A 22,713-nucleotide genomic window follows, 5' to 3' on the forward strand; every position below is an offset into this window, starting at 1 on the left:
GCCTTTTTTGCATCCGCACATCTTTATTTTACGTTTGAGCACTTCTCACTCATCTTCAGCATGCGCGCTGAGGATCGTTTTATTGGGTAAGCCAACTACTTATTGAGTTATTTTTCCTACTGTTCATCAGTCGCCAAATGACTGCTATCAAATTGACTTTTATCAACATTCTCATTATTTACGCTGATCTTTTGACCAATACAGCGTTAAAACACAGTATAAATTTAAATTCATAACCTAGGTTAAGGATATAAAGAATTACAACGTTCACTGTAACGGCGTGGTGGCCAGGGATGGCCCGTTTGGCATGAAGCCAACCACCTTTTTTTGGCTGCCATGACCTTTTACCGCCTGGTCATGGCAGCCTTTTTGTTTATATTTATTCAATAGCTTGCGGGCGTCTTTCGTCCAGCATCCCTTTATCCAGAATGAACCGGATAATTTCCTCAAGCCCCACGCCGTCATACAGATTGGTAAACACGAATGGCCGTTCGCCGCGCATTTTTTTTGAGTCGCGCTCCATGATCTCAAGCGACGCGTGAACCTGCTCGGCAATATCAATCTTGTTGATAATCAGCAGATCCGATTTAGTAATTCCCGGTCCGCCTTTACGGGGGATTTTATCGCCCGCCGAGACGTCGATTACATAAAGGGTTAAATCGGAAAGCTCGGGGCTAAACGTCGCCGAAAGATTATCGCCCCCCGACTCCACCAACACGAGCTCAAGCTTGGGGTGGCGCGCCTGTAGCTCATCAATGGCCGCCAAATTCATCGAGGCGTCTTCACGAATGGCCGTATGCGGGCAGCCGCCTGTTTCTACGCCCAGAATACGGTCAGCCGCCAGGGCATCGTGCTTGAGCAGAAAGTCAGCGTCTTCGCGGGTATAAATATCGTTCGTCACCACCGCGATATCGTAATAGTCGCGCAGCGCCAGACAGAGCTGCTTGAGTAGCGCCGTTTTACCCGAACCAACGGGGCCGCCCACACCAATACGTAAACAGTGAGTCATGGTAAGTATCTCCTAACTTCTAAATAGGCGTGAATATTGAGTTTCGTGTAGGGCACTGGCTAGCGCCAGCCCCGGCAATATGGGGCCAAGGTCGTGATCGTCGAGCGTTAATGCTTCATCTACCGCGCTAACCAGCGGCGATCGCAGCTGTTCGATAATCCGCTGAGCGGCCGTATGCCCAAGAGGTAGCGCTTTACAGGCCACCGCCAGCTGGTTTTCAAGCCATGCCCAGGCAAACCCGATCAGCGCCTGACGAATGCTTACGCCTCGCGCATGGGCGGTAAACGCAAACAGCGTGACATAGCCCGGCTGAACCGGTAACAAGGACGGTAGTAAGCCCTCACTGGGTAGCAGGCCAAGGCTACCCAACAGCCGCTTGAGAGAGGCTCCCAAGCGACTGTCTTCAGCGGCAAGCTCGGCGGTTTCCCGCGTGGCACTCAGCCAACCATCCCACTGGGCAATCGCCGCGCTGTCGTGCTGCGTAAACGCCGTATATAAGCGGACAATTACCGGTAGTTCACAGCGGGTCAGGCCATCTTCCAGCACGCCGGAAAGCCACTCGGCCAACGTCTGCTCATCGTGAACCCAGCCAAGTTCAAAGGCACTTTCCAGCCCTTGAGAAAACGCAAAGGCCCCGATGGGCAGTGCCGGGCTGACTAGCTGCATCAGCCCGAGCAGGGCTAGATCAGGCTGGCTGCCCAACGCTGCGGATTCAGTGGGCATGGTGATGGCTGTGGTCGTGGTCGTGGTCGTGGTCGTGGTCGTGGTCGTGGTCGTGGTCGTGGTCGTGGTCGTGGTCGTGGTCGTGGTCGTGGTCGTGAGCATGCGAGTGCCTGTGTGAATGACCATGTCCACCCACCTGGTTATAGGCGCCCGGCTCTGGATCAAACGTGGCCGCGTGACGTTCAAGCGTTGCGCCCAGCAGTTCAGCCAGCTCCTCCAGCACGTGATCGGGCGGAAAGCGTACCCAGCCGCCGCGCTCGTCTTCGCCCAGCGCCAACTGCACATGGCGGTTGCCCAAGTGGTAGGCCAACCGCGCCAGGGGTAAGCCAGCACTTACTCGTGCGGTCACTACCGGTTCAATGGCGGCGCATACGCGAATGACCTCGCCGCTTTCCGCTTTTAACCCTTCACCACTGCGCAGTACGGGGCCACGGTCTAAAAATAGCCCCAGCGCCTGGCCATTGTCGCTTTCGGCTTTTAGGCGCCCACGGATGCGCAGTTCAAAGGGAAGTGTGAGCGTATCGCTGGCTGCGCTTTCATCCACCGGGCCTAAACGTTCTATCAGTTTCAGCATCATTAACCTCTTAATCGCCCAATACATTGAACCTTTCCAATCAGCCTACGCCCTGCAGGAGCAGCTCCAGCTAGCGATGCAGTGCGCAGCGCTGCCGGGGTTGGTGGCTAACACCATGCACCGCGCCCCGCCACCCAAGGGCGGCTACGCCGCCATCGCCGAGTGAACTCAGCTCCTACCGGTTAAAGTGCATGCACCCCCCGCCGGAGTAGCTCACACACCCCCTGTAGGAGTAGCTTCAGCTAGCGATGCAGTGCGCAGCACTGCCGGGGTTGCATCTAAAACAGGTGATAGCGCTGGGCCAGCGGCAGCTCGGTGGCGGGCTCGCAGGTCAAAAGCTCGCCGTCGCAGCGCACTTCATAGGTCTGCGGGTCCACGGTCAGCTCGGGGCAGGCGTCGTTGAGCTTCATATCCTTCTTGCGCACCCCACGGACGTTCTTGCACGCGGCAAGCGCACTCTGAAGTCCCAAGCGCTCCTTGAGGCCTGCATCAATCGCCGCCTGGCTGACAAAATTGAGCCGAGTTTGGCTGGCCGCGCGGCCAAAAGCGCCGAACATGCGCCGATAATGCACCGGCTGGGGCGTGGGGATTGAGGCGTTGGGATCGCCCATGGGGGCAGCAGCAATCATCCCGCCTTTCAATATCAACGAGGGCTTCACACCGAAAAACGCCGGCTTCCAGAGCACTAAATCCGCCAGTTTACCCACTTCAATAGAGCCCACCTCATGAGCGATACCGTGAGTAATTGCCGGGTTGATGGTGTATTTGGCGATATAGCGCTTGGCACGCAGGTTATCGGCACCCAAGGCTTCGTCTTCAGGTAGCAAGCCACGCTGTACTTTCATCTTGTGCGCGGTTTGCCAAGTGCGGCAGACCACTTCGCCTACCCGTCCCATTGCCTGAGAGTCGGAGGCGATCATCGAGATCACGCCCAAATCGTGCAGGATATCTTCGGCGGCAATCGTTTCACGGCGAATGCGTGAGTCGGCAAATGCCACGTCTTCGGGAATGTTGGGGTCCAAGTGGTGGCAGACCATGAGCATATCCAGATGCTCATCAATAGTATTCACCGTGTAGGGCCGCGTGGGGTTAGTGGATGACGGCAGCACGTACTCTTTGGAACACGCAGTGAGGATATCCGGCGCGTGCCCGCCGCCCGCGCCTTCAGTGTGGTAGGTGTGAATGCCGCGCTCTTTAAACGCCGCCAAAGTGTCTTCCACAAAGCCCGATTCGTTAAGCGTGTCGGTGTGAATGGCTATCTGCACGTCATAACGCTCGGCCACGCTCAGGCAGGTATCAATCGAGGCGGGCGTCGTGCCCCAGTCTTCGTGAAGCTTGAGGCCCATGGCGCCTGCTTCCAGCTGGGCTTCCAAAGCTTCCGGCAGGCTGGCATTACCTTTACCCAGCAGGCCGATGTTCATGGGCAGGTCATCCACTGCCTGAAGCATTTTGCCAAGGTGCCACGCGCCCGGCGTACAGGTGGTGGCATTCGACCCGGTGGCCGGACCGGTGCCGCCGCCCAGCATGGTAGTGACACCGCTCATCAGCGCTTCGTCTACCTGCTGGGGACAGATAAAGTGGATATGCGCGTCGATGCCACCTGCGGTCAGGATCTTGCCTTCGCCCGAGATAATTTCAGTGCCGGGGCCAATCACGATATCTACATCGGGCTGCACGTCAGGGTTGCCCGCTTTGCCAATCGCAGCAATACGTCCGTTCTGTAGCCCCACATCGGCTTTGACGATGCCCCACCAGTCGAGAATCAGCGCGTTAGTGATGACGGTGTCCATGACGGTTTCATCGTTACGTTGGCTCTGACCCATGCCATCGCGGATCACCTTGCCGCCGCCGAATTTGACCTCGTCGCCATAGTGGGTGGCATCTTTTTCAACCTCGATCCACAGCTCGGTATCGCCCAGGCGCACCCGGTCGCCTACCGTGGGGCCGTACATATCGGCGTAGGCCTGCCGACTAATCTTGTTACCCGGTTTCATTGTTTATCTCCGTCCAGCGGTCCCATTACCTCGCCACGAAAGCCATAGATTTCCCGCTTACCCACAAACGGAATCAGCGTGACTTCACGGGTCTGGCCAGGTTCAAAGCGGATCGCGGTACCTGCGGCGACATCAAGGCGAAAACCGCGGGTCTTGTCGCGATCAAACACGAGCGCCGGGTTGGCCTCGGCAAAGTGGTAGTGGGAGCCGAGCTGAATCGGTCGGTCGCCGGTGTTCGCCACGTCTACCGTGATGCGCTCGCGGCCTACGCACAGCTCGATATCACCCTCTTTTAACTGATACTGTCCTGGAATCATTGGGCCGGGAATCATGGCAGCCTCCTGATGGCTGATTGCTGGTTGCTGATAACTAGTTGATAGGCGTATGAACAGTCACGAGTTTCGTACCATCCGGGAAAGTGGCTTCGACCTGAACTTCGTCGACCATTTCAGCCACGCCTTCCATCACGTCATCACGGCCAAGAATCTCGCGCCCGTAGCTCATCAAATCAGCCACACTGCGACCATCCCGGGCACCTTCGATAATCTCGAAACTGATCAGCGCGACCGCTTCGGGATAATTGAGCTTTAATCCTCGCGCTTTGCGCCGCTCGGCAAGCTGGGCGGCGGAAAACAGCAACAGCTTGTCTTTATCTCTTGGGGTTAATTCCATAGAGCGTCTCCAACAGAGTCGATTAAGTTAACCAAATACGCGGAATATGGGCCTCACGCTCAATCCAGCGCGGGCGCAGCAATTTCCAGGCCTGTTCGCACAACGCCCAGGCTTCATTTCGCGAGTTACCCAGATAGCGCAGCAATAAAACGCCCTGGCGCACCGTTACCGCCCAGCGTGGATTATCCGGCAGGGCATTACGCAACTCCTCAATCGCCGCTGGCGCATCACTCATTCCCACCGCCCAAAGCGTGGCCTGCACCGTAGCGCCGCCCTGCCCCCAGCGTCCCGTAAAGCGCGGGTGTAACGGGTCTAACGGCTGGCGTTCTAGCCATAGCGGCTTGCCATCCAGCGTCAAACGAAAAAACTGTTCAATGCGCCCTGACAAGTACGGCAACTCGCTCGCGGGGCGACCCAAGGCCATGACTTCCCAGCCTAAACAGCGAGCACTACCATGAAGATCAATATGCGTACGCTGTTCACCTTTAGAGCCATCAAAGGCAATGGTTTCCTGAGGTAGCCACTCAAGCGTTGCGCTATCGGCGACCTCAAGCTCGGTACACTGGCTCCAGGCAACCCCCTGGCTGTCAGCCTTATAAAGCTTATTCGCCGCGGGGGTAGTCAGCAGGGCATGTGCGCCTTGCTCGACGTGCGCCTTGATGGTGAGCGCATCGCCGCTGACCAATCCTCCGGGTGGGTGCAGCACGTAGATATGGCACGCCTCCTGGCGGCCTTCAGGATAAAACGGCCGCTGGACCCGAAGTGGCCCCTGGTGACGTGCCTGGATTAACCGCGTAGCGCCATCGCGCTTGGCAAAACGCAGCGCCAGTGAGGCCGCCCAGTGGCGTTCCTGATCAAAGCGGTGGCCGGACGGTGTAGCGAGTTCGCGCAAGGTCATGGAAGACGATCGCATCCTTTTGAATAGGTCATAGCCTTTCAAATGCAAGGAATGCGCCAAAATGGTGAAAAGTGGACTTTTACTATCGCTGCAAAGTTTTAGCCGTCATAACCCATCAGCACTAACGGCTTTTTGCACCAAAAAAGATCATTAAAAGGGTCGGCCGCACCAAAAAGAACAAGTAGTTAACCGCCCCTTGTGTGTCAAAAGACCACACGCCCAACACTTCTTATTTGGGAACTTTCCGATACTATTGGGCCATCCTCCGTCAACAGCTTGTCTGTTGCCCACCAAGGTAGATGGCTTCGTGCAGTTACAATGCTCAGCAAACAAGCTCTGGTATCGCATTGCGCTTTGTATGGCGTTTGTGGCGATGCAGCTGCTGTTAGTTGGGCCGCTGATTTCACAGTATCAGTCCGATGGGCAACATCACGCACATCACGAAGCTAGTCATCACTCTAACCATCAAGGCGGCGGTCATCATCAACATACTGCCCCTCAAGCAAACCACCACCATGCGGGCCATGCTGATGAAGTAGAACCGATATTTAACTGGTTCCACCAATGTGGTTACTGTGCCATCTGGCAACAGTTCCCAACGGCGCATACCTCTCTCCCTCCGATCAGCTTACAAGCGTTTATTACGCATAATAAGCTGCTGACGCAACCGACGCAGGCTATAAAGTCCTGTGATAACTACCCCCACGCGCTAACGCGCGCTCCGCCCTTTTTTCGGATCGTGTAACGCCACATCGTCAGCCTTTTTAGCCTGAAGTTTGCTTCTGGCTGGCGTCTGTCTACACCCAAAAAAGGGATCATCATGCCGCATCTAACTATTGGGCATGGCGTCGTTACGCCTGCCCGCTTAAAAAAACGTTTTCAACGACACGTACTGACATTAAGCGTCGCTGCCGCATCGAGCGTTGTTGCTCAAGGCGTATGGGCACAGGCGACTGCCGCTCACCACGAGCATCATCATGCGTTAAACACGATGGTCGTGACCGCTGTACCGCTAAGCTCACCGCTCACGGTGGAAACCGACCCGCGTATACCGCGGCAACCGGCCCCTGCCAGCGACGGCGCCGACTATCTTCAGACCATCCCTGGGTTCTCTGCCATTCGCAATGGCGGCACCAACGGTGACCCGGTGTTCCGTGGCATGTTTGGCTCACGTCTTCGCGTGCTGACCAATGGCAGCCAAATGCTAGGCGCCTGCCCGGCAAGAATGGATGCGCCTACGTCTTATATCTCACCTGAAAATTACGACAGCCTCACCGTCACCAAAGGGCCGCAGTCCGTTCTGTGGGGCCCCGGCGCTTCAGCGGCAACGGTGCGCTTTGACCGCGGCCCGGAGGAGTTCGATGAAGCCGGTGTGCGAGTGGATGGCAGCGTCATGCTGGGTACCTATGGGCGCTTTGATCGCCGCATTGATGCCGCTTTAGGCAATAAAGACGGCTACCTGCGCATTACCGGCAATCAATCCGAAGCTAATGACTATCAGGATGGCGATGGCAACGCCGTGCCCTCGTTATGGGATAAGTGGAACGGTGACATAGCGCTTGGATGGACACCCGACAACGATACCTGGCTTGAAGTCACCGCAGGCCGAGGAGACGGCGAAGCGCGCTATGCCGGGCGAGGTATGGATGGCAGCAAATTTCTGCGCGAAACCGTGGGCATCCGTTTTCAGCGCGAGAATTTAGGTGAACACTGGAAACGTCTGGAAATGCAGGCCAACTATGCCTATGCCGACCATATTATGGATAACTTCACGCTGCGCTCACCGGGCAGCATGGACATGGGTGGTGGCATGGACATGGGCAGCGGCATGGACATGGGTGGTGGCATGGACATGGGCGGCGGCATGGACATGGGTGGTGGCATGGACATGGGCAGCGGCATGGATATGGATGGCGGTATGGACATGAGTGACGGCATGGCCATGCGGCTAGACCGTCGCACCCGCAGCGCGCGCGTCGCATCAACGTGGGAGTGGGAAAACACCACGTGGACGGCCGGTGTCGATGTCGAGCATCAGGTACATCGCAATCTGGATGGCGAACACTGGCAGCCCGACTACGAGCAGACCCAGTTTGGCGCCTTCAGCGAAGTCACCCGTTTTATCGATGAACGTGACCGTCTTATTGGCGGCGCCCGCGTAGACCGCTATCGCGTCAGTGACGAAAGCCTGGACACAGCTACCGCAGGCCTCACCCGCCGCGACACTCTGCCCAGCGCTTTTATCCGCTATGAGCAGGATTTAGCCTCAGCACCGGTCACCTGGTATGCCGGGGTCGGGCATGTGGAACGCTTTCCCGATTACTGGGAATTGAGCTCTAGTCAGGCAGGTCCGGCCGGTAGTTTGAATGCCTTTGGCGGTGTTCAACCCGAAAAAACTACCCAGCTGGATATCGGCGCGCAGTACAACGACCAGCGCTTAAGCGCATGGGTGTCCGGGTATGCAGGATACGTTCACGATTTCATCTTGTTTGATTACAACACCGCGGGCATGAGCGGTACTCAAATCGATAACATTGATGCTCAGATTGCGGGTGCCGAAGTGGGCGCTAGCTATCAACTAACCGACAACTGGGTAAGCAATGCCTCGCTGGCCTATGCCTGGGGGCGAAATGCCAACGACGATGAGGCATTACCACAGATCCCACCGCTGGAAGCCAAGGTCGGCCTGTCCTATGCACACGATGACTACTCTGTGGGTGGCCTATGGCGTGGTGTTGCGGCACAAAACCGTATTGCGCTCGAAAAAGGCAATGTCGTCGGCCAGGATCTGGAATCGTCGTCAGGCTTCGGGGTGTTCTCGCTTAACGGCGCCTATCAAGCAAGCAACCACCTAACGCTAAGTGTGGGGGTGGATAACGTTTTCGATACCACCTACACCGAACACTTGAATCTAGCGGGTAATGCGGCCTTTGGCTATCCCGCTGATTTGGATCGCGGCATTAATGAGCCTGGCCGCATGGTGTGGGCACGGGCCGACTTCAGTTTCTGATTCACTCAGGTGCTCAGTAGAGCACCTGTTTACCCTTACCGCTTAAACCACCAGGCTAGATGCTTGGTGGTCTGGAGAGACTTCATGTCGACCACGTCACCCCCACAAGAAGGTCAACGCAAGACCTTCGACCTTTATCGCGCCGTTTGGCGCTGGCACTTTTACGCAGGCTTACTGGTTCTGCCGTTCATGATCACCCTGGCAATTACTGGGGGCCTTTATCTTTTCAAGGACGAACTGGATGCACTCATACACGCTGATGTGAAGCGCGTAGCCGTTCAAGAGGCGACGCTCCCTCCCTCTACGCTGGTAAGCGCAGCCCTTACGGCTCACCCTGGCACTGCCGTAAAATTCACCGACCCCGCCACGCCGAAAAGCTCGGCGGAGATCACAGTGAATACTGCCTCGGGCGAGCGGTTAGCCGTTTACGTCAATCCGTATACTGCCAATGTGCTGGGGGCGCTGGATGACCGCGGCACGGTGATGTGGACCGTTCGCTATCTGCACAGTTTGAAATACTTTGGACCTACAGCGCGCAAACTGATTGAAATAGCCGGCGGCTGGGCAACCCTGCTAGTGCTCACCGGCATTTACCTCTGGTGGCCACGGCGTAAAGGCAAAGGCGGCGTGATTAGCGTGCGCGGCAAGCCAAAAAGCCGCGTGTTCTGGCGTGATCTGCATGCCGTGCTGGGTATTTTTGTCGGTGGGTTTATCGTCTTTCTGGCGATCACCGGAATGCCTTGGTCGGGCGTGTGGGGCGCGCAGGTTAATCAGTGGGCTAACGGTAACAATTTCGGCTACCCCTCTGGTGTGCGCGTTGAAGTGCCCATGTCGGAAGCGCGTTTAAACGCGCAAAGCCCGACAAACTGGTCACTCGAACAGGCACAAATTCCAGAATCCACACAGGGACCAGGCCAGGCAACGAGCATTGGCCTTGACGGCGCTGTCGCCATCTTCGATGAGCTGGGATTGCATCATGGCTATGCGGTCAGCCTGCCCACCACAGAGACCGGCGTGTACACCGGATCAGTCTATCCTAATGACCTTAGCCAACAGCGCGTGGTGCATCTTGATCAGTACAGCGGCGAGCGCTTGATCGACATGAGCTACTCCGATTACGGGCCCCTGGGTCGCTGGTTGGAATTTGGTATCAACGTGCATATGGGCCAGCAGTTTGGTCTGGCCAACCAACTGCTCTTTTTGACCGTGTGCGTGGCGATTATCCTGCTGGCGGTATCGGCCGCAGTAATGTGGTGGAAGCGCCGCCCCTCACGCGCAATGGGCGTACCGCCACTACCGGCAGACAAACGCGTTTTCCGGGGTCTGATTGCCATTCTGGCGATAGGCGGATTGATTTTCCCGCTGGTAGGCGCGTCGTTGATCGTCATGCTGCTGCTTGATTGGCTGATTGTGCGCCCGCTCCAGGAGCGGAGGCTGGTTAACCAGCCAAGGTAACACCTCAGTTTCTATCACTCCCTCTTTCTGGCCCCCTTGGGGCCAGAAGCTCAGGTTTATCTAAATCTCAATTTACGCCTCTCGCTCTATCTTTCCCGCTACTCACACGCGCCACAGAATAGCCACTATCGGTATGCCTTCAAGTATCGAACGATGCCAGCGCAAGACCCGTTGATGCCTTGGCCAACTAAAGCGATACATTAATAGCGCATTTGCGCTTATTGCCTCATAAACTCATGCCTATTTCAGTCTACCTCAGCACGTTTATCCGCTTGACATTAAATTATTTGCGCCACAAACTTAGCCGAGGCTATACTTGTTTCCACAGCGCAAAATGATTACACGGAGTAACACTGCTTCGTCTACTATCTACCTCATGTCGAGTCTGGAGCTTAATAATGGCAACAAAACATGCTGTGATTCTATTGGGAATGCTGCCTTTCAGTACCTTGGCAGCGGCTGATGAAACGCCCCTCAACGTGGTGGCAACCATTGGCATGATTGCCGATGTGGCACAGGAGGTAGGCGGCGAATGCGTTAGCGTCCAGGCCATGATGGGCCCCGGGATCGACCCGCATCTTTTCCAGGCCAGCGCCAGCGATGTTTCGCTGTTGCGCGGCGCCGAACAGATTCTTTACTCGGGCTACGCCCTGGAAGGCCAGCTGGGTTCGGTGCTGGAAAATTTCTCTTCGCGCACCCCGACGCTTGCTGTCGCGCCCTCTTCGATCGACCCTTCATCGCTGATTACCGCGCAGGATATCTACGGCATCGATCCGCACCTGTGGATGGATGTTTCGCTTTGGGCGCAAACGCTGCCGACGCTAAGCGATACCTTTATTGGAGCGCGCCCCGACTGCGCGGATACTATTGAAGCCAACACCGAGCGCTACCAGACCGAACTGTTGGCGCTCCACAAGTGGGTCAAGGAGAGTATCGCGACCATTCCCGAGAGTCAGCGCGTGCTGGTGACCGCCCACGATGCGTTTAGCTACTATGGGCGCGCCTACGATATCGACGTTGAAGGTATTCAAGGCATCAGCACCGAAACCGAAACCGGCATTGCCGATATCCGCAACATGGCGACGAGTGTGGTAGAGCGCGACGTACCGGCGGTGTTCGTTGAAAGCACCATCAATCCGCGCACCGTCCAGGCGGTGATCGACGCGGCCAAGCAGCGTGGCCATGACGTTGTGGTTGGCGGCGAGCTTTATTCCGACGCCATGGGCGATGACGGTACCGTCGACGGCACCTATATGGGTATGATCTACCGCAATACCCAGCATATCGTTAACGCACTCGGCGGCACACTTTCCCCACTGCCCGATGAGCTCAATGACTGGGCAAGCGAGTGGCAGCTCGACCAACAGGGATAGAAGGGCATACTCTCGATGGTAACATCTGCAAGTGCCGAGCCCGCTCTCAGCATCAACAATTTGACCGTGAGCTATCATAATCAGCCCGTGCTTTGGGATATCAATCTCGATATCCCGGCGGGCGTGATGGCGGGAATTGTCGGCCCCAACGGCGCAGGCAAAAGCACGCTGATCAAAAGCCTTTTAGGGCTGGTGCCATCGCTTTCCGGCGAGGTGCTGGTGCACGGCAAGCCTTATGCCGCCCAGCGCAAGCGGGTGGGCTACGTGCCCCAGCGCTCGAGCGTGGATTGGGACTTTCCCACCACCGCGCTCGATGTGGTGACCATGGGCCTTTACGGGCGCCTTGGCTGGTTCAAGCGCCCCGGGCGCCGAGAACGTAAAGAGGCGATGGACGCGCTCGACATGGTCAGCATGAGCGAGCTTGCCCACCGCCAGATCAGCCAGCTTTCCGGCGGCCAGCAACAACGCGTGTTTCTGGCCCGCGCACTGGTGCAACAGGCCGACGTTTACTTTCTGGACGAACCCATGGCCGGGGTCGATGCCACCACCGAACGGGCGATCATCGATATACTGCGCCGCCTGCGTGATGCGGGAAAGACGCTTATCGTCGTCCACCACGATCTGCAAACTGTCGGTACCTACTTCGACTGGCTATTGCTACTGAACGTGCGCGTGATTGCCAGTGGCGACGCCAAAGACGTTTTCAAGATCGACAACCTCCGCCAGGCCTACGGCGGCCAGATCGCGCTGCTGGGTGACCACGAGTCATTAACGTTTCCCGCCTCAAAAGTGACCTGACCCATGCAGTGGCTCGAACTTCTATCGGATTATACCTTTCAAAACGTGGTGATCGGCGCCTCGCTTCTGGGCCTGATCAGCGGCCCCTTGGGCTGCTTTGCGGTGCTGCGCCGTCAAAGCCTGCTGGGCGACGCCATCTCCCACGCGGCTCTTCCGGGAATATGCCTGAGCTTCATCATTACCGGCAGCCGCGATATTGGCGGCATCATGATCGGCTCGCTTGCTACCGGCTCTCTTGCAGCGCTGATCATGCTGCTGCTCACCCGCAAAAGCCGCCTGAAAACCGATGCGGGGCTAGGCGTTTGCCTGAGCCTCTTCTTTGCCGTTGGTATCGTGCTGCTCACCTACATTCAAGGCACCAGCAACGCCGCCCAGGGCGGGCTCGAGGCCTTTTTATTCGGCCAGGCCGCCGCCACGCTGCGCTCGGATCTGTGGGTGATGGGTGGCGTGACGCTGGTAACGCTTTCGCTGCTCGCCGCCTTCTGGAAGCAGGCCAAGCTGGTCACGTTCGACGCCGAGTACGCCCGAACGCTTGGCATGCCCGCCACGGCCATCGAGGCGACACTGACCGCCATGGTCGCACTGGCGGTGGTGGTCGGCTTGCAGATGGTCGGCGTCATTTTGATGGCGGCGATGATCGTTGCCCCGGCGGCGGCCGCGCGCCAGTGGAGCCGCCACCTGGGCACCATGCTTGCCATCGCGGCGGGCGTGGGTATCGTCAGCGGAGTCTCCGGCGCGACGATCAGCACGCTGTCGCGCGGGCTTGCTACCGGCCCGCTGATCGTACTAACCGCCACGGCCATCGTGCTGCTGTCGCTGGCGCTGGCGCCAGGGCGCGGGCTTTTATGGGGCATCATGAAACACTACCGCCAGAAAGCCGAGCTTCAAAAACGCCAGCTTCTCTACACGCTATATAAACACCCGGCCCGGCCTGCATCACGGCGTTTATCGCTGAGCGCACGGCTCACCCTTGCCCTGTTAAAACGCCAAGGCTACCTGACCCGCTCACAAGGTGAAGCGGACTGGGGGCTGACGACAACAGGGCAGGCAAAAGCGCGCCAGGTGGTCGCCACGTTCGAGGAGGTCGCGCCATGATCGCAGAGCTTCTCAACAGTACCGCGCTTCCCATCATTCTGGTCGGCGCCATGGTGGGTATCGCCTCATCAGCGGTGGGCACGTTTTTGGTGCTGCGCGGCAACAGCATGCTGTCGGATGCCATCAGCCATTCGATCGTGTTCGGCATCGTGATCGTCTGGATACTGACCAAGCAGCAGAGCGGGCCGGTGCAGCTCATCGGCGCCGCGCTGACCGGGCTTTTGACAGTATTTCTCACCGAGGCGCTGGCCAATACCAAGCGGGTGAAGCAGGACGCCGCCATCGGACTGGTGTTCCCAGCACTCTTCTCCATTGGCGTGTTACTACTCAATATCTACGCCCACGACGTGCATATCGACACCCACACCGTGCTGTTGGGTGAAATCGGGTTTGTCTGGCTGGATACCGTCGAGCTTTTCGGCCTGCCGATTCCCCAGGCGCTGGTCTCGATGAGCGTAATGACGCTGCTCAACTACGCGTTTATCGGGCTCTTCTATAAAGAGCTGAAGCTCGCCACCTTCGATCCCGCGCTGGCCAAAACCTTTGGCTTCATGCCGACGATCCTGTTCTATGTACTTTTGATGCTGACCAGCTCCACCGCCGTGGCGGCCTTCGACGCCGTGGGGGCGGTGCTGTTCATCGCCTTTGCCATTGTTCCCGCCTCCGCCGCCTATTTGCTGACTGACCGCCTGTGGATGATGTTCATTTTCGGCGCGCTGATCTCGATCGCCTCGAGCATTTCCGGCTATTTCCTCGCGGTGCATTTCAACGTCTCCATCGGTGGCATGATGGCGGTAATGACCGGCGTATTTCTGATACTGGCCTTTTTGGGCGGGCCGCGCTACGGGCTGATTACCCAAATGCTGAAGCGCCGCCGGGCGCGGCAGGCGCCGATGGAGCCGCCTTCATTGTTTTGAAAGGCTAAACGCCAGACCAGGGCGCCACTTGCAACGACGAAGACGCACGCTTTTATAAAGGCCCTATCCACGTGAGCGCTCGTTCAGTATTACTAGCGCACCAGTAATAAGCGCTCGCATACCTTCCTCTAATTCCGCCTCCATTTCGGCCTCCTCCAGGCCGCGGCTCGCCCCCTCGACAGGCTCTTTCCCCACTACCGAATAAATCGTATCGGCGACGGAAAAGCATTGAAAAGCTATGGTCGCCAGAAGCCAGCGAGCTTGCTCCTGGGAGATATCATAAACCTCAGCAATATGGTTTTGATGTGCACGATTTTTTTCAATCATGGGCTGAGTGGCAGCCAAGCGACGGATCACATAGGGCGTTAATCCTGGGTGAGCTTTGACAAACTCGCTTATCGATGCGGCAAAAGTGGATAGATACTCTTTCAATTCCCCGGGCGCATCATTGGAAGCTCGTGGAATATTCCAACGTTGAAATATTTCTTCGGCCACTAAGCATTTCAGCGCCTTTAAATTGGGCACATGCTTATAAAGCGCCATATGGCTGATGCCTAGCGCGCTGGCCACCCCGACAAAGGTGATGTTGGGTAGGCCGATTTCGATACCCGCATTCGCAATACGCTCAAGCGTGATGGTAGGCGGCCGCCCGCGTGCTTTAACTGGCTGTTGCGTGGTCATATTGCATCCTTAATCGCTGACGTTCCTTATCTAGCCACTCACTCACTTTAGGGTCAATTAGTTGATTGGCATGCAATTATATTAATTAGTTTATTGCCATGAAACTAATTATCTATTAGCCTATTTAAACGCGACTAATTCTCGTTACAAACTACTGCTATGCAGGTTCGATAATCCCCTATGGCCGAGTCATAACGCTTCATGAGCACGCACGATACATCGAGATCCCAAGGTAAGAGCCCCATCAGCCAAGTGTTGGCCCCTATACGCACACGGCTTTTTGCCGCGGCAATGCTGGCGGGCATCGGCACGATATTAACGATGGTGCCGCTTGCCGGTATGGCACATATCGCCAAGATTCTTGTGTCTGATCCAGGCGCCGCCTGGGAGTTATCAACCGCCAGCATGCGTGAAATTGGCTGGGTGGTAGCAGCCAGCATCGTGAGCCTCTTTGTCGGCATGGGGTGCATGTTTCTCGGCGAGCTGGTAGCGCACCTGGCGGATAACAAACTCACCTACCAGCTACGCTTGGCTGTTATGCGACGCTTGTCCCAAGCACCGCTTGGCTGGTTTACCAGCCGCGCATCCGGCGACGTAAAACAGGCGATGCAAGACGATATTGCGACGCTGCACAGCCTGACCGCGCACTTTTACACGGCGGTAGGACGCGCGTTTGGCGCCTTACTGATCTCGGTGGTCTACCTGATCATGCTGGATTGGAAAATCGCCGTTATTACGTTACTGCCTCTTCCCGGTTTCTTTCTTTTCCTGCGCCGACTCATGCAAGCCAGCAAAGCCAATATGGGTGAGTTTATTGCCCAGCTTGAGCGCATGAATAACGCCATTAATGAATTTGTCTGCGGCATTCCCGTCGTCAAGGCCTTCGGTACGACCGGACAAGCCTATCGTGGCTACCAAGCAGCAGTGGATAGCTTTGCCCATGCATTTGAGCAATTTACCCGCCCTCTGGTCGCTTCTATGGCACATGTTCATGCGATGGTGACAACGGTGACGATATTGGGACTGGCGCTCACGGTTGGCATATTTTGCGTCGCCAACGGCTGGTCAGAACCGGTCGATCTGTTGCCATTCATTCTAGTAGCCCCCGGTATCTGTGCTCCGTTACTGCTGCTGCATACCTTGCTGCACGACTTAGGCAGTGCCGTTGGCGCCGCCCAACGCGTCATGGCACTGCTTGAAACGCCGGTATTGCCATCAATCCCCTCCAGTGAGTGCCAGCTCCCCAACGATCATGAAGTTCGCTTTGAAAATGTCAGTTACGTCTATAACAATGCCCAAAACGGGCTATCGAACCTGCACTTTACTCTTGCACCTGGCAGCGTTACGGCGATTGTTGGCCCTTCGGGGGCAGGCAAATCCACCCTGGCACGCCTGATGCTGCGCTTTTTTGACCCCACCCATGGGCGCATTACGTTAGGCGGGGTGGATCTGCGCCATCTTGAGATGTCAACGCTCTACCAGCGGATTGGTTTTGTTCTGCAGGACGTGCGTCTGATCCATGCCAGCATTCGAGACAACATTGCGTTGGGCCGCCCTTCGGCCAGCCAACAGGAAATCGAGGATGCCGCTCGCGCGGCGAATATTCACGAACGTATCGCCGCACTCCCTAACGGCTATCGATCGATGGTTGGCGAGGATATTCAACTGTCAGGTGGCGAGCAACAGCGCGTCAGTATTGCCCGCGCCATGTTACTTGATCCGCCTCTATTGGTGCTGGACGAGCCGACAGCAGCGGTTGACGCCAGCAATGAGCTGGCCATCCAGCAGGCTCTGTCGCGTTTAACCCGGGGGCGGACGCTTGTGATTATTTCGCATCACCTAAAGTCGATCATCCACGCCGACCATATTCTGGTACTCGATGGCGGCACGGTTGCTGAGCAAGGCAATCACGACCAGCTACTGGCCAGCAATGACCTTTATGCTCGCCTTTGGGCACTGGAAGAGAAAACAAACTCACTGGAATCGAAGGTGGCAGCGTGCTGAAAATGCTCAATCAACTGCTTGGCGAAGACACCGCGCTCTTGCGTCGCTATCTCGGTCTGGTCACTGTCTATGGTGTGCTAAGCGGTCTGACCATCTTGGCCCTTATCCCTCTTCTCTATTACCTCCTGATTGGCCAACTCAGTGTGGCCACCACATGGCTAGTAGTGCTGCTTTTCGGCATCCTAATCTGTTGGGGAGTGCGATGGCACGTGGAGCAGGCAGGCGTCCGTGTCGGCGTCGCCATCTTGCAGTCGGGCCGCCATCGCCTTGGCGAACACGTGATCCATCTGCCGGTTGGCTGGTTTACCGCGACAAATACCGCGCGCCTTAGCCATGTAACCACGCAGGGTATGATGGCGGTGGCCCAGCTTCCTGCTCACGTCTTTACACCGGTGATCAGCGGGCTTGTCACGCCTATCGTTCTCCTTGCCGCGCTATTGGTGTTGCATGCACCGCTGGGCATTGCGGCGCTGGTCGCGCTGCCGCTACTTTTGGGGGTTTTATTACTCACCGCCAAGCTTGCCCAGCATGCCGACAGGGCCTTCCAGCAACACTTTTCTGATACCAGTCAGCGCATGGTCGAGTTCGCCAGTGCCCAGACAGTCTTACGCGCCTTTAGTGGGAACAACCACAGCACACGCTTCTTAGAACAGGCCATGGAACAACAGCACCGCTCGGGAACAAGGCTGGCTTGCCTATCGGCACTTTCGGCGCTGCTCAATGCCTGGGCAGTGCAGACAGTCTTTGCCGTGCTGCTGATCGTCACAACCCTGTGGATCAATACGCTTTTGGAAGGATCACTGACGGCAGCGAGCATTATAAGCGTCATCATTGCGCTGGTACTGGTAAGCCGGTTCGTCGAACCGCTGCTGGACATCGCTCAACACAGCGACATTTTGCGTAGTGCAAGGGGGCAACTCGAAGAGATCCAGGCGATTTTCGACGCTGCCCCCCTAACCGAGCCAACGGTCCCTCAGCCACCGCGCGATGCCTCCATCGAATTGAGAGCCGTCCGCTTTCGCTATGCGCCGCATGAGCCCGACGTGCTCAACGGGGTTAGCCTATCTATCACGCCCGGTAGCATGACCGCATTGATCGGTGAGTCAGGTTCAGGCAAGACCACTCTGGCGCGCCTGGTCGCGAGATTTTTCGATGCAGATCACGGTAGTGTGCTCGTCGGCGGCGTGGACGTCCGCGATATGTCTAGTACCCAGCTGGCGGATCACGTCAGCCAGATCTTCCAGGAGAGCTACCTGTTTGCCGGCAGCATTGCTGACAATATTCGCTTTGGCCATCCCGACGCCAGCGATGCCGACCTGATGGACGCCGTGCGTCTGGCCGGTGTCATCGAGATCGTCGAACGCCTGCCCCAAGGATTGGACACACCAGTGGGCGAGGGAGGCGCCCGCCTTTCCGGCGGCGAACGGCAGCGTATCGCCATCGCCCGAGCACTCATTAAGAATGCGCCCATTCTGCTGGTGGATGAAGCGACTGCCGCACTGGATGCGGAAAATCAAGCCATCATTACCCAGGCGCTGGTGCGACTGAGAGGCCAACGTACGCTATTGGTGATCGCCCACCAACTCTCTACGGTGAGCATGGCTGATCAGATCATCGTGCTAGATGACGGACGCATCATTGAGCAAGGCGCGCCCGATGAACTGCTCGCTCAGCAGGGGCGATACGCCACGTTTCTTGACCAACGCCAAACCACCAAAGGGTGGCGCATCACCCCGGATAAAACGGGAGAAACCTCACAGTGATGCGCGTGTATCTGCCTCTCCTGTTTGTATTGCTGTGCGGGATGTCATTACTGACAGGCGCGCGGCAGATAAGCGGGTACCAACTTATCACCCTGTCAGATGATGCTTGGTTGACGTTGACGGCCAGCCGACTGCCGCGCCTGATCACGGTGTCCTTGACCGGAGTGGGCCTCGCGATTTGCGGTGTGATTTTGCAGCATATCGTGCGCAATAAGTTCGTGGAGCCCGCCACCTCGGGTGGGCTTGATGCCGCCAAACTGGGCATTCTCGTATCGCTGTCTCTAATGCCTACGGCTGGCGCTGGATCACGAATGCTTGCAGCCCTGCTCTTCTGCTTCGCTGCGAATGTTGTCTTTATCGCTATCGTTCGCCGCATCAAGTTCACCAACACGGTACTGGTTCCCGTCATCGGTTTGATGTACGGCGGCGTGCTAAGCGCCCTAGCCGAGTTCTACGCCTACCGCCATAACATCCTGCAAAGCATGCAGGGCTGGCTGCTGGGAGATTTTTCAAAGATCGTCCAGGGCCATTACGAAATCATCTACCTAATCCTGCCGGTCGTTGTGCTCGCCTACGTCTACGCTCATCGCTTCACGGTGCTGGGCATGGGCGAAGACATGGCGACGAGTTTAGGCGTGAACTATCTCGTCACCTCCGCCATTGGGCTGATGCTGGTGGCCATTACTGTCTCGGTCACGGTCATCGCGGTGGGCGCCATCCCCTTTGTCGGATTAGTGGTTCCCAATCTGGTAGCGCTCTACTACGGCGATAACCTGGCTCGCACCCTACCCGCCGTAGCACTGTCGGGGGCAACACTGCTGCTGGTCTGCGACATTGCGGGACGCCTGCTGATCTATCCCTTTGAAGTGCCCATCGGCTTAACGTCGGCTTGTGTCGGAGGCGTGCTGTTTCTGATCCTGATTGTCAGGAGGGCACAGTGATGACTATCAAAGCTCGCCACACCGTTTGGGCGGCCGTGATCGCTCTTGCGCTCGCTTTTGTCTTTGTACGCTCCGGTTTCGACTTCGAGTATGTGATACCGAAACGACTTGAGCGCTTGGCCACCATGGTGATCGGTGGCATTTGTGTCGCCTGGTCCGCCATTACGTTTCAGAGCCTTACCGGTAACCGGATATTAACGCCTGCCATCATGGGCTATGAGGCCGTCTATCTGCTGTTTCAGGCCCTGTTGATGCTGGTGCTGGGCACCCACAGTCTGATGGTGCTCGGCGAGCATGGCAACGCCGCACTCTCGGTCCTGCTGATGCTTGGCTACTCCTGGACGCTGCATCGATGGCTGTTTAGAGACGGCAGAGACAATGTCTATTTCCTGCTGCTGGTAGGACTGGTACTGACAATGGTCATTACCACTTTCACACAGTTCGTTCAGCTCAAAATGAGTCCAGGCGAGTTTTCCATTCTGATGGGTTACAGCCAAGCCGCTTTCGGTAACGCCAGCACCACACAACTGCTATACGCCACACTGATCGTGGCCGCGATTTGTCTGGTGGGACTGAAAAGCCTCCCAATGCTAGATGTGCTCTTGCTGGGCAGAGAGCAGGCCATGTCACTTGGCATCGATTATCGACGCTGCGTGCAACACCAGCTCTTTCTGATCGCCTCGCTGGTGGCTGTATCGACCAGCCTGCTTGGCCCCACGGCGTTCATGGGCATTTTCGTGGCCAATACGGCCTATGCGCTTGCAGGCACTTACCGTCATCGGGTCACGCTACCGGTGGGTTGTGCCCTCGCCATCGCCCTTTTCATCCTCGCCCAACTGCTGGTCGAACATCTCTTCAACTACACAACCACCGTCGGCATCCTCGTCAACCTCGTATGTGGGGCTTACTTCCTGTCGCTGATGGTGCGTACGCGAGGCGCAGCATGATCACGGTTCAAGACCTTCATAAAACCTACGGCGACCGTTCGGTGCTATCGGCGATCAATCTCTGCTTTCCATCAGGTCAGTTGACGTCCCTGGTGGGCCCCAACGGCGCGGGTAAGACGACGCTTCTGATGATGCTCGCGAGACTACTTAAGCCCTCTCGGGGGGATATTCGACTCGACGGCTCCCAGGTAACGCGCATTCCCATCAGCGAGTATGCCAGGCAGGTGGCCACGCTACGCCAGACGCCTGAGTTCAACCTACGCCTGACCGTCGAGGAGTTGGTCGCCTTTGGCCGCTTTCCCTATAGCCGTGGCACACTCACTCGGCACGACCATCGTGTGATTGACGACGCCCTGTCGTTTCTATCGCTGACGGCACTACGCGGTGCTTATCTGAACGAGCTCAGCGGCGGCCAACGCCAGATGGCGTTCCTGGCCATGACCATTGCACAGCAAACCGATTACCTGCTGCTCGACGAGCCACTGAATAACCTCGATATCAAACATGCCGTTCAGATCATGCAGGCTCTTCGCCGTCTCTGCGACGAGCATGGACGAACGGTCATCCTGGTCGTTCATGACATCAACTTTGCCGCCAACTACTCCGATTACATCGTCGCCATGAAGGATGGGGAAGTGCACTGCGATGGCAACGTCACCGACGTCATCACCGAACGGCGCTTGAGTGAGCTTTACGGACTGAAGTTCGACATCGCCCATAACGAACGCGGTTATCTATGTAATTACTTCAAGCCCTCAGGAAACCTGGAATGAAACGATCTCTAAACAACCGCTTGGCACGCCTTCTCCCACTCGCCTTGGTGGCGTTGCTACAAGGGTGCGATCAGCCCTCAGCCAACAATATGTCCGCACAGGAGGCCATAACACCGATCACGATTCACCACGCGCTGGGAAGCACCGTGATCGATCACCGTCCACACCGGGTAGCGGCATTAGACATGAATGAAGTCGATTTTCTGGATCAGTTGGACGTTCCGGTGGTGGGCATGCCAAAGGACTTTATTCCCCATTTTCTGGAGAAGTATCGAGACGACCCGACGATTGAAGATCTGGGCGCTATCGTACGCCCTAACCTTGAGCGAGTGCATCGCGCTAACCCTGACCTCATTCTTATGACGTCGTTACAGGCCAACGACTATAACGAGCTGACTCAGATCGCACCCACGCTGCACTTTGACGTGGATTACCGCAACAGTCAGACCAACCACATTGACGTTGTCATGGATCATCTCATGGATCTTGGGCAGATCTTTGGCAAACAGAAATTGGCCCGTCAGCGGGCAGCCGAGCTGCTTCATACCGTCGAGGAGGTCCGGCGTGTTACCCAAGGCCGCCCTGAGAAAGCCCTTATCCTGCTGCATAATAATGGGGCCTTCCACTCCTTTGGCGTGCAGTCACGCTACGGCTTCATCTTCACTGAATTCGGCGTTGCCCCCGCCGCTCCCGACATCGATACCGGCCTGCACGGCCAGCCGGTTTCTAGCGAATTCATCCAGCAGGCCGACCCCGACATCATCTATGTCGTGGATCGTACTGCCGTAATGGAGCACCGGCCCACCATGAGTACCGACAGCCTGGCCAACCCCCTATTACGCCAAACTAACGCCTGGCGAAATGACCGGGTGGTCTTTGTCGACCCCGAAGCCTGGTATGTCACCGCCGCCAGCGTCAGCGCTCTGGCGATCATCGCGGATGACATTATCGACGGCTACCGGCACTAGCAGACCATAGCACTAAAGCACTAAAGCACCTAAAAAAACGCTTTCATCGACTGCTTCAATGCGCCTTTTAACAGGCGCTCAATTGAAGCGGTGTAGTTCCTCTGTGTTTAAAAATGGA

At 56.8% G+C, this 22,713-nt stretch carries 21 protein-coding genes; 12 read left to right on the forward strand and 9 right to left on the reverse strand.

Annotated elements, in window-relative coordinates; genetic code table 11:
• Positions 1–379: 379 nt before the first annotated feature.
• The 8 genes from ureG to ACT3XD_RS11620 form a co-directional block, all read right to left on the reverse strand.
• The gene (gene ureG / locus ACT3XD_RS11585; protein WP_192538637.1) at positions 380–1,009 is read right to left on the reverse strand and encodes an urease accessory protein UreG; all 630 of its coding nucleotides are present in this window, start codon (positions 1,007–1,009) and stop codon (positions 380–382) included.
• 12 nt (positions 1,010–1,021) lie between these two features.
• Entirely contained in the window at positions 1,022–1,732 is a 711-nt protein-coding gene (locus ACT3XD_RS11590; RefSeq protein ID WP_087110732.1) for an urease accessory protein UreF, read from the reverse strand.
• Positions 1,722–2,306 carry an urease accessory protein UreE gene (ureE, locus tag ACT3XD_RS11595; protein ID WP_444280589.1) on the reverse strand — a complete coding sequence of 195 codons (585 nt, stop codon included), beginning with the start codon at positions 2,304–2,306 and terminating at the stop codon, positions 1,722–1,724. The genes ACT3XD_RS11590 and ureE overlap by 11 nt, the downstream gene beginning before the upstream one ends.
• Before the next feature lie 278 nt (positions 2,307–2,584).
• Positions 2,585–4,300: an urease subunit alpha gene (gene ureC, locus ACT3XD_RS11600; protein WP_192538639.1), complete on the reverse strand. Its 1,716-nt coding sequence runs from the start codon at positions 4,298–4,300 to the stop codon at positions 2,585–2,587.
• Positions 4,297–4,617, reverse strand: a complete 321-nt coding sequence (locus ACT3XD_RS11605; protein WP_172117035.1) for an urease subunit beta — start codon at positions 4,615–4,617, stop codon at positions 4,297–4,299. Before ACT3XD_RS11605 ends, ureC begins: the two co-directional genes overlap by 4 nt.
• 52 nt (positions 4,618–4,669) lie before the next feature.
• Entirely contained in the window at positions 4,670–4,972 is a 303-nt protein-coding gene (locus tag ACT3XD_RS11610) for an urease subunit gamma (protein ID WP_172116959.1), read from the reverse strand.
• Between the two features lie 22 nt (positions 4,973–4,994).
• Complete coding sequence (locus ACT3XD_RS11615) at positions 4,995–5,870, reverse strand: urease accessory protein UreD (RefSeq protein ID WP_192538640.1); 876 nt, start codon at positions 5,868–5,870, stop codon at positions 4,995–4,997.
• A gap of 403 nt (positions 5,871–6,273) precedes the next feature.
• A complete protein-coding gene (locus tag ACT3XD_RS11620) occupies positions 6,274–6,477 on the reverse strand; it encodes a hypothetical protein (RefSeq protein ID WP_253926969.1) in 204 nt (67 codons plus the stop codon).
• Between the two features lie 213 nt (positions 6,478–6,690).
• Here ACT3XD_RS11620 and ACT3XD_RS11625 point away from each other — a divergent pair, with 213 nt between their 5' ends.
• The 6 genes from ACT3XD_RS11625 to ACT3XD_RS11650 all read left to right on the forward strand — a co-directional run bounded on the left by ACT3XD_RS11625 (position 6,691) and on the right by ACT3XD_RS11650 (position 14,518).
• Positions 6,691–8,880, forward strand: a complete 2,190-nt coding sequence (locus ACT3XD_RS11625) for a TonB-dependent receptor domain-containing protein (RefSeq protein ID WP_193057258.1) — start codon at positions 6,691–6,693, stop codon at positions 8,878–8,880.
• Positions 8,881–8,964: 84 nt separating this feature from the next.
• Positions 8,965–10,335, forward strand: coding sequence for a PepSY-associated TM helix domain-containing protein (locus ACT3XD_RS11630; RefSeq protein ID WP_192538642.1), 1,371 nt, complete (start codon positions 8,965–8,967; stop codon positions 10,333–10,335).
• Between the two features lie 398 nt (positions 10,336–10,733).
• A complete protein-coding gene (locus tag ACT3XD_RS11635) occupies positions 10,734–11,708 on the forward strand; it encodes a metal ABC transporter solute-binding protein, Zn/Mn family (protein ID WP_192538643.1) in 975 nt (324 codons plus the stop codon).
• A gap of 15 nt (positions 11,709–11,723) precedes the next feature.
• A complete protein-coding gene (locus tag ACT3XD_RS11640; protein ID WP_087110711.1) occupies positions 11,724–12,506 on the forward strand; it encodes a metal ABC transporter ATP-binding protein in 783 nt (260 codons plus the stop codon).
• Positions 12,507–12,509: 3 nt separating this feature from the next.
• Positions 12,510–13,601, forward strand: coding sequence for a metal ABC transporter permease (locus tag ACT3XD_RS11645; RefSeq protein WP_192538644.1), 1,092 nt, complete (start codon positions 12,510–12,512; stop codon positions 13,599–13,601).
• Positions 13,598–14,518 carry a metal ABC transporter permease gene (locus ACT3XD_RS11650; RefSeq protein ID WP_087110707.1) on the forward strand — a complete coding sequence of 307 codons (921 nt, stop codon included), beginning with the start codon at positions 13,598–13,600 and terminating at the stop codon, positions 14,516–14,518. The genes ACT3XD_RS11645 and ACT3XD_RS11650 overlap by 4 nt, the downstream gene beginning before the upstream one ends.
• Before the next feature lie 63 nt (positions 14,519–14,581).
• On the opposite strand, the gene ACT3XD_RS11655 is transcribed toward ACT3XD_RS11650, so the two are convergent.
• Positions 14,582–15,199, reverse strand: coding sequence for a TetR/AcrR family transcriptional regulator (locus ACT3XD_RS11655; protein ID WP_192538645.1), 618 nt, complete (start codon positions 15,197–15,199; stop codon positions 14,582–14,584).
• A 201-nt stretch (positions 15,200–15,400) separates the two neighbouring features.
• Here ACT3XD_RS11655 and ACT3XD_RS11660 point away from each other — a divergent pair, with 201 nt between their 5' ends.
• Genes ACT3XD_RS11660 through ACT3XD_RS11685 form a run of 6 tightly spaced genes read left to right on the forward strand, consistent with a single transcriptional unit; the run spans position 15,401 to position 22,595 of the window.
• Positions 15,401–17,203 (forward strand): ABC transporter ATP-binding protein, encoded by a 1,803-nt coding sequence (locus ACT3XD_RS11660; protein WP_087110703.1) that lies wholly within the window; start codon positions 15,401–15,403, stop codon positions 17,201–17,203.
• 2 nt (positions 17,204–17,205) lie between these two features.
• Positions 17,206–18,966 (forward strand): ABC transporter ATP-binding protein, encoded by a 1,761-nt coding sequence (locus ACT3XD_RS11665; RefSeq protein WP_225733845.1) that lies wholly within the window; start codon positions 17,206–17,208, stop codon positions 18,964–18,966.
• A complete protein-coding gene (locus ACT3XD_RS11670) occupies positions 18,966–19,907 on the forward strand; it encodes an ABC transporter permease (protein WP_087110699.1) in 942 nt (313 codons plus the stop codon). The genes ACT3XD_RS11665 and ACT3XD_RS11670 overlap by 1 nt, the downstream gene beginning before the upstream one ends.
• Positions 19,907–20,854, forward strand: a complete 948-nt coding sequence (locus ACT3XD_RS11675; RefSeq protein ID WP_087110697.1) for an iron chelate uptake ABC transporter family permease subunit — start codon at positions 19,907–19,909, stop codon at positions 20,852–20,854. Before ACT3XD_RS11670 ends, ACT3XD_RS11675 begins: the two co-directional genes overlap by 1 nt.
• Complete coding sequence (locus tag ACT3XD_RS11680; RefSeq protein WP_087110694.1) at positions 20,851–21,627, forward strand: iron ABC transporter ATP-binding protein; 777 nt, start codon at positions 20,851–20,853, stop codon at positions 21,625–21,627. The genes ACT3XD_RS11675 and ACT3XD_RS11680 overlap by 4 nt, the downstream gene beginning before the upstream one ends.
• Positions 21,624–22,595: a siderophore ABC transporter substrate-binding protein gene (locus ACT3XD_RS11685; protein ID WP_192538646.1), complete on the forward strand. Its 972-nt coding sequence runs from the start codon at positions 21,624–21,626 to the stop codon at positions 22,593–22,595. Before ACT3XD_RS11680 ends, ACT3XD_RS11685 begins: the two co-directional genes overlap by 4 nt.
• Positions 22,596–22,713 lie beyond the last annotated feature (118 nt).

The organism is Halomonas sp. AOP7-B1-5, assembly GCF_052353045.1.
In the GTDB taxonomy this organism is placed as follows: domain Bacteria; phylum Pseudomonadota; class Gammaproteobacteria; order Pseudomonadales; family Halomonadaceae; genus Vreelandella; species Vreelandella colorata.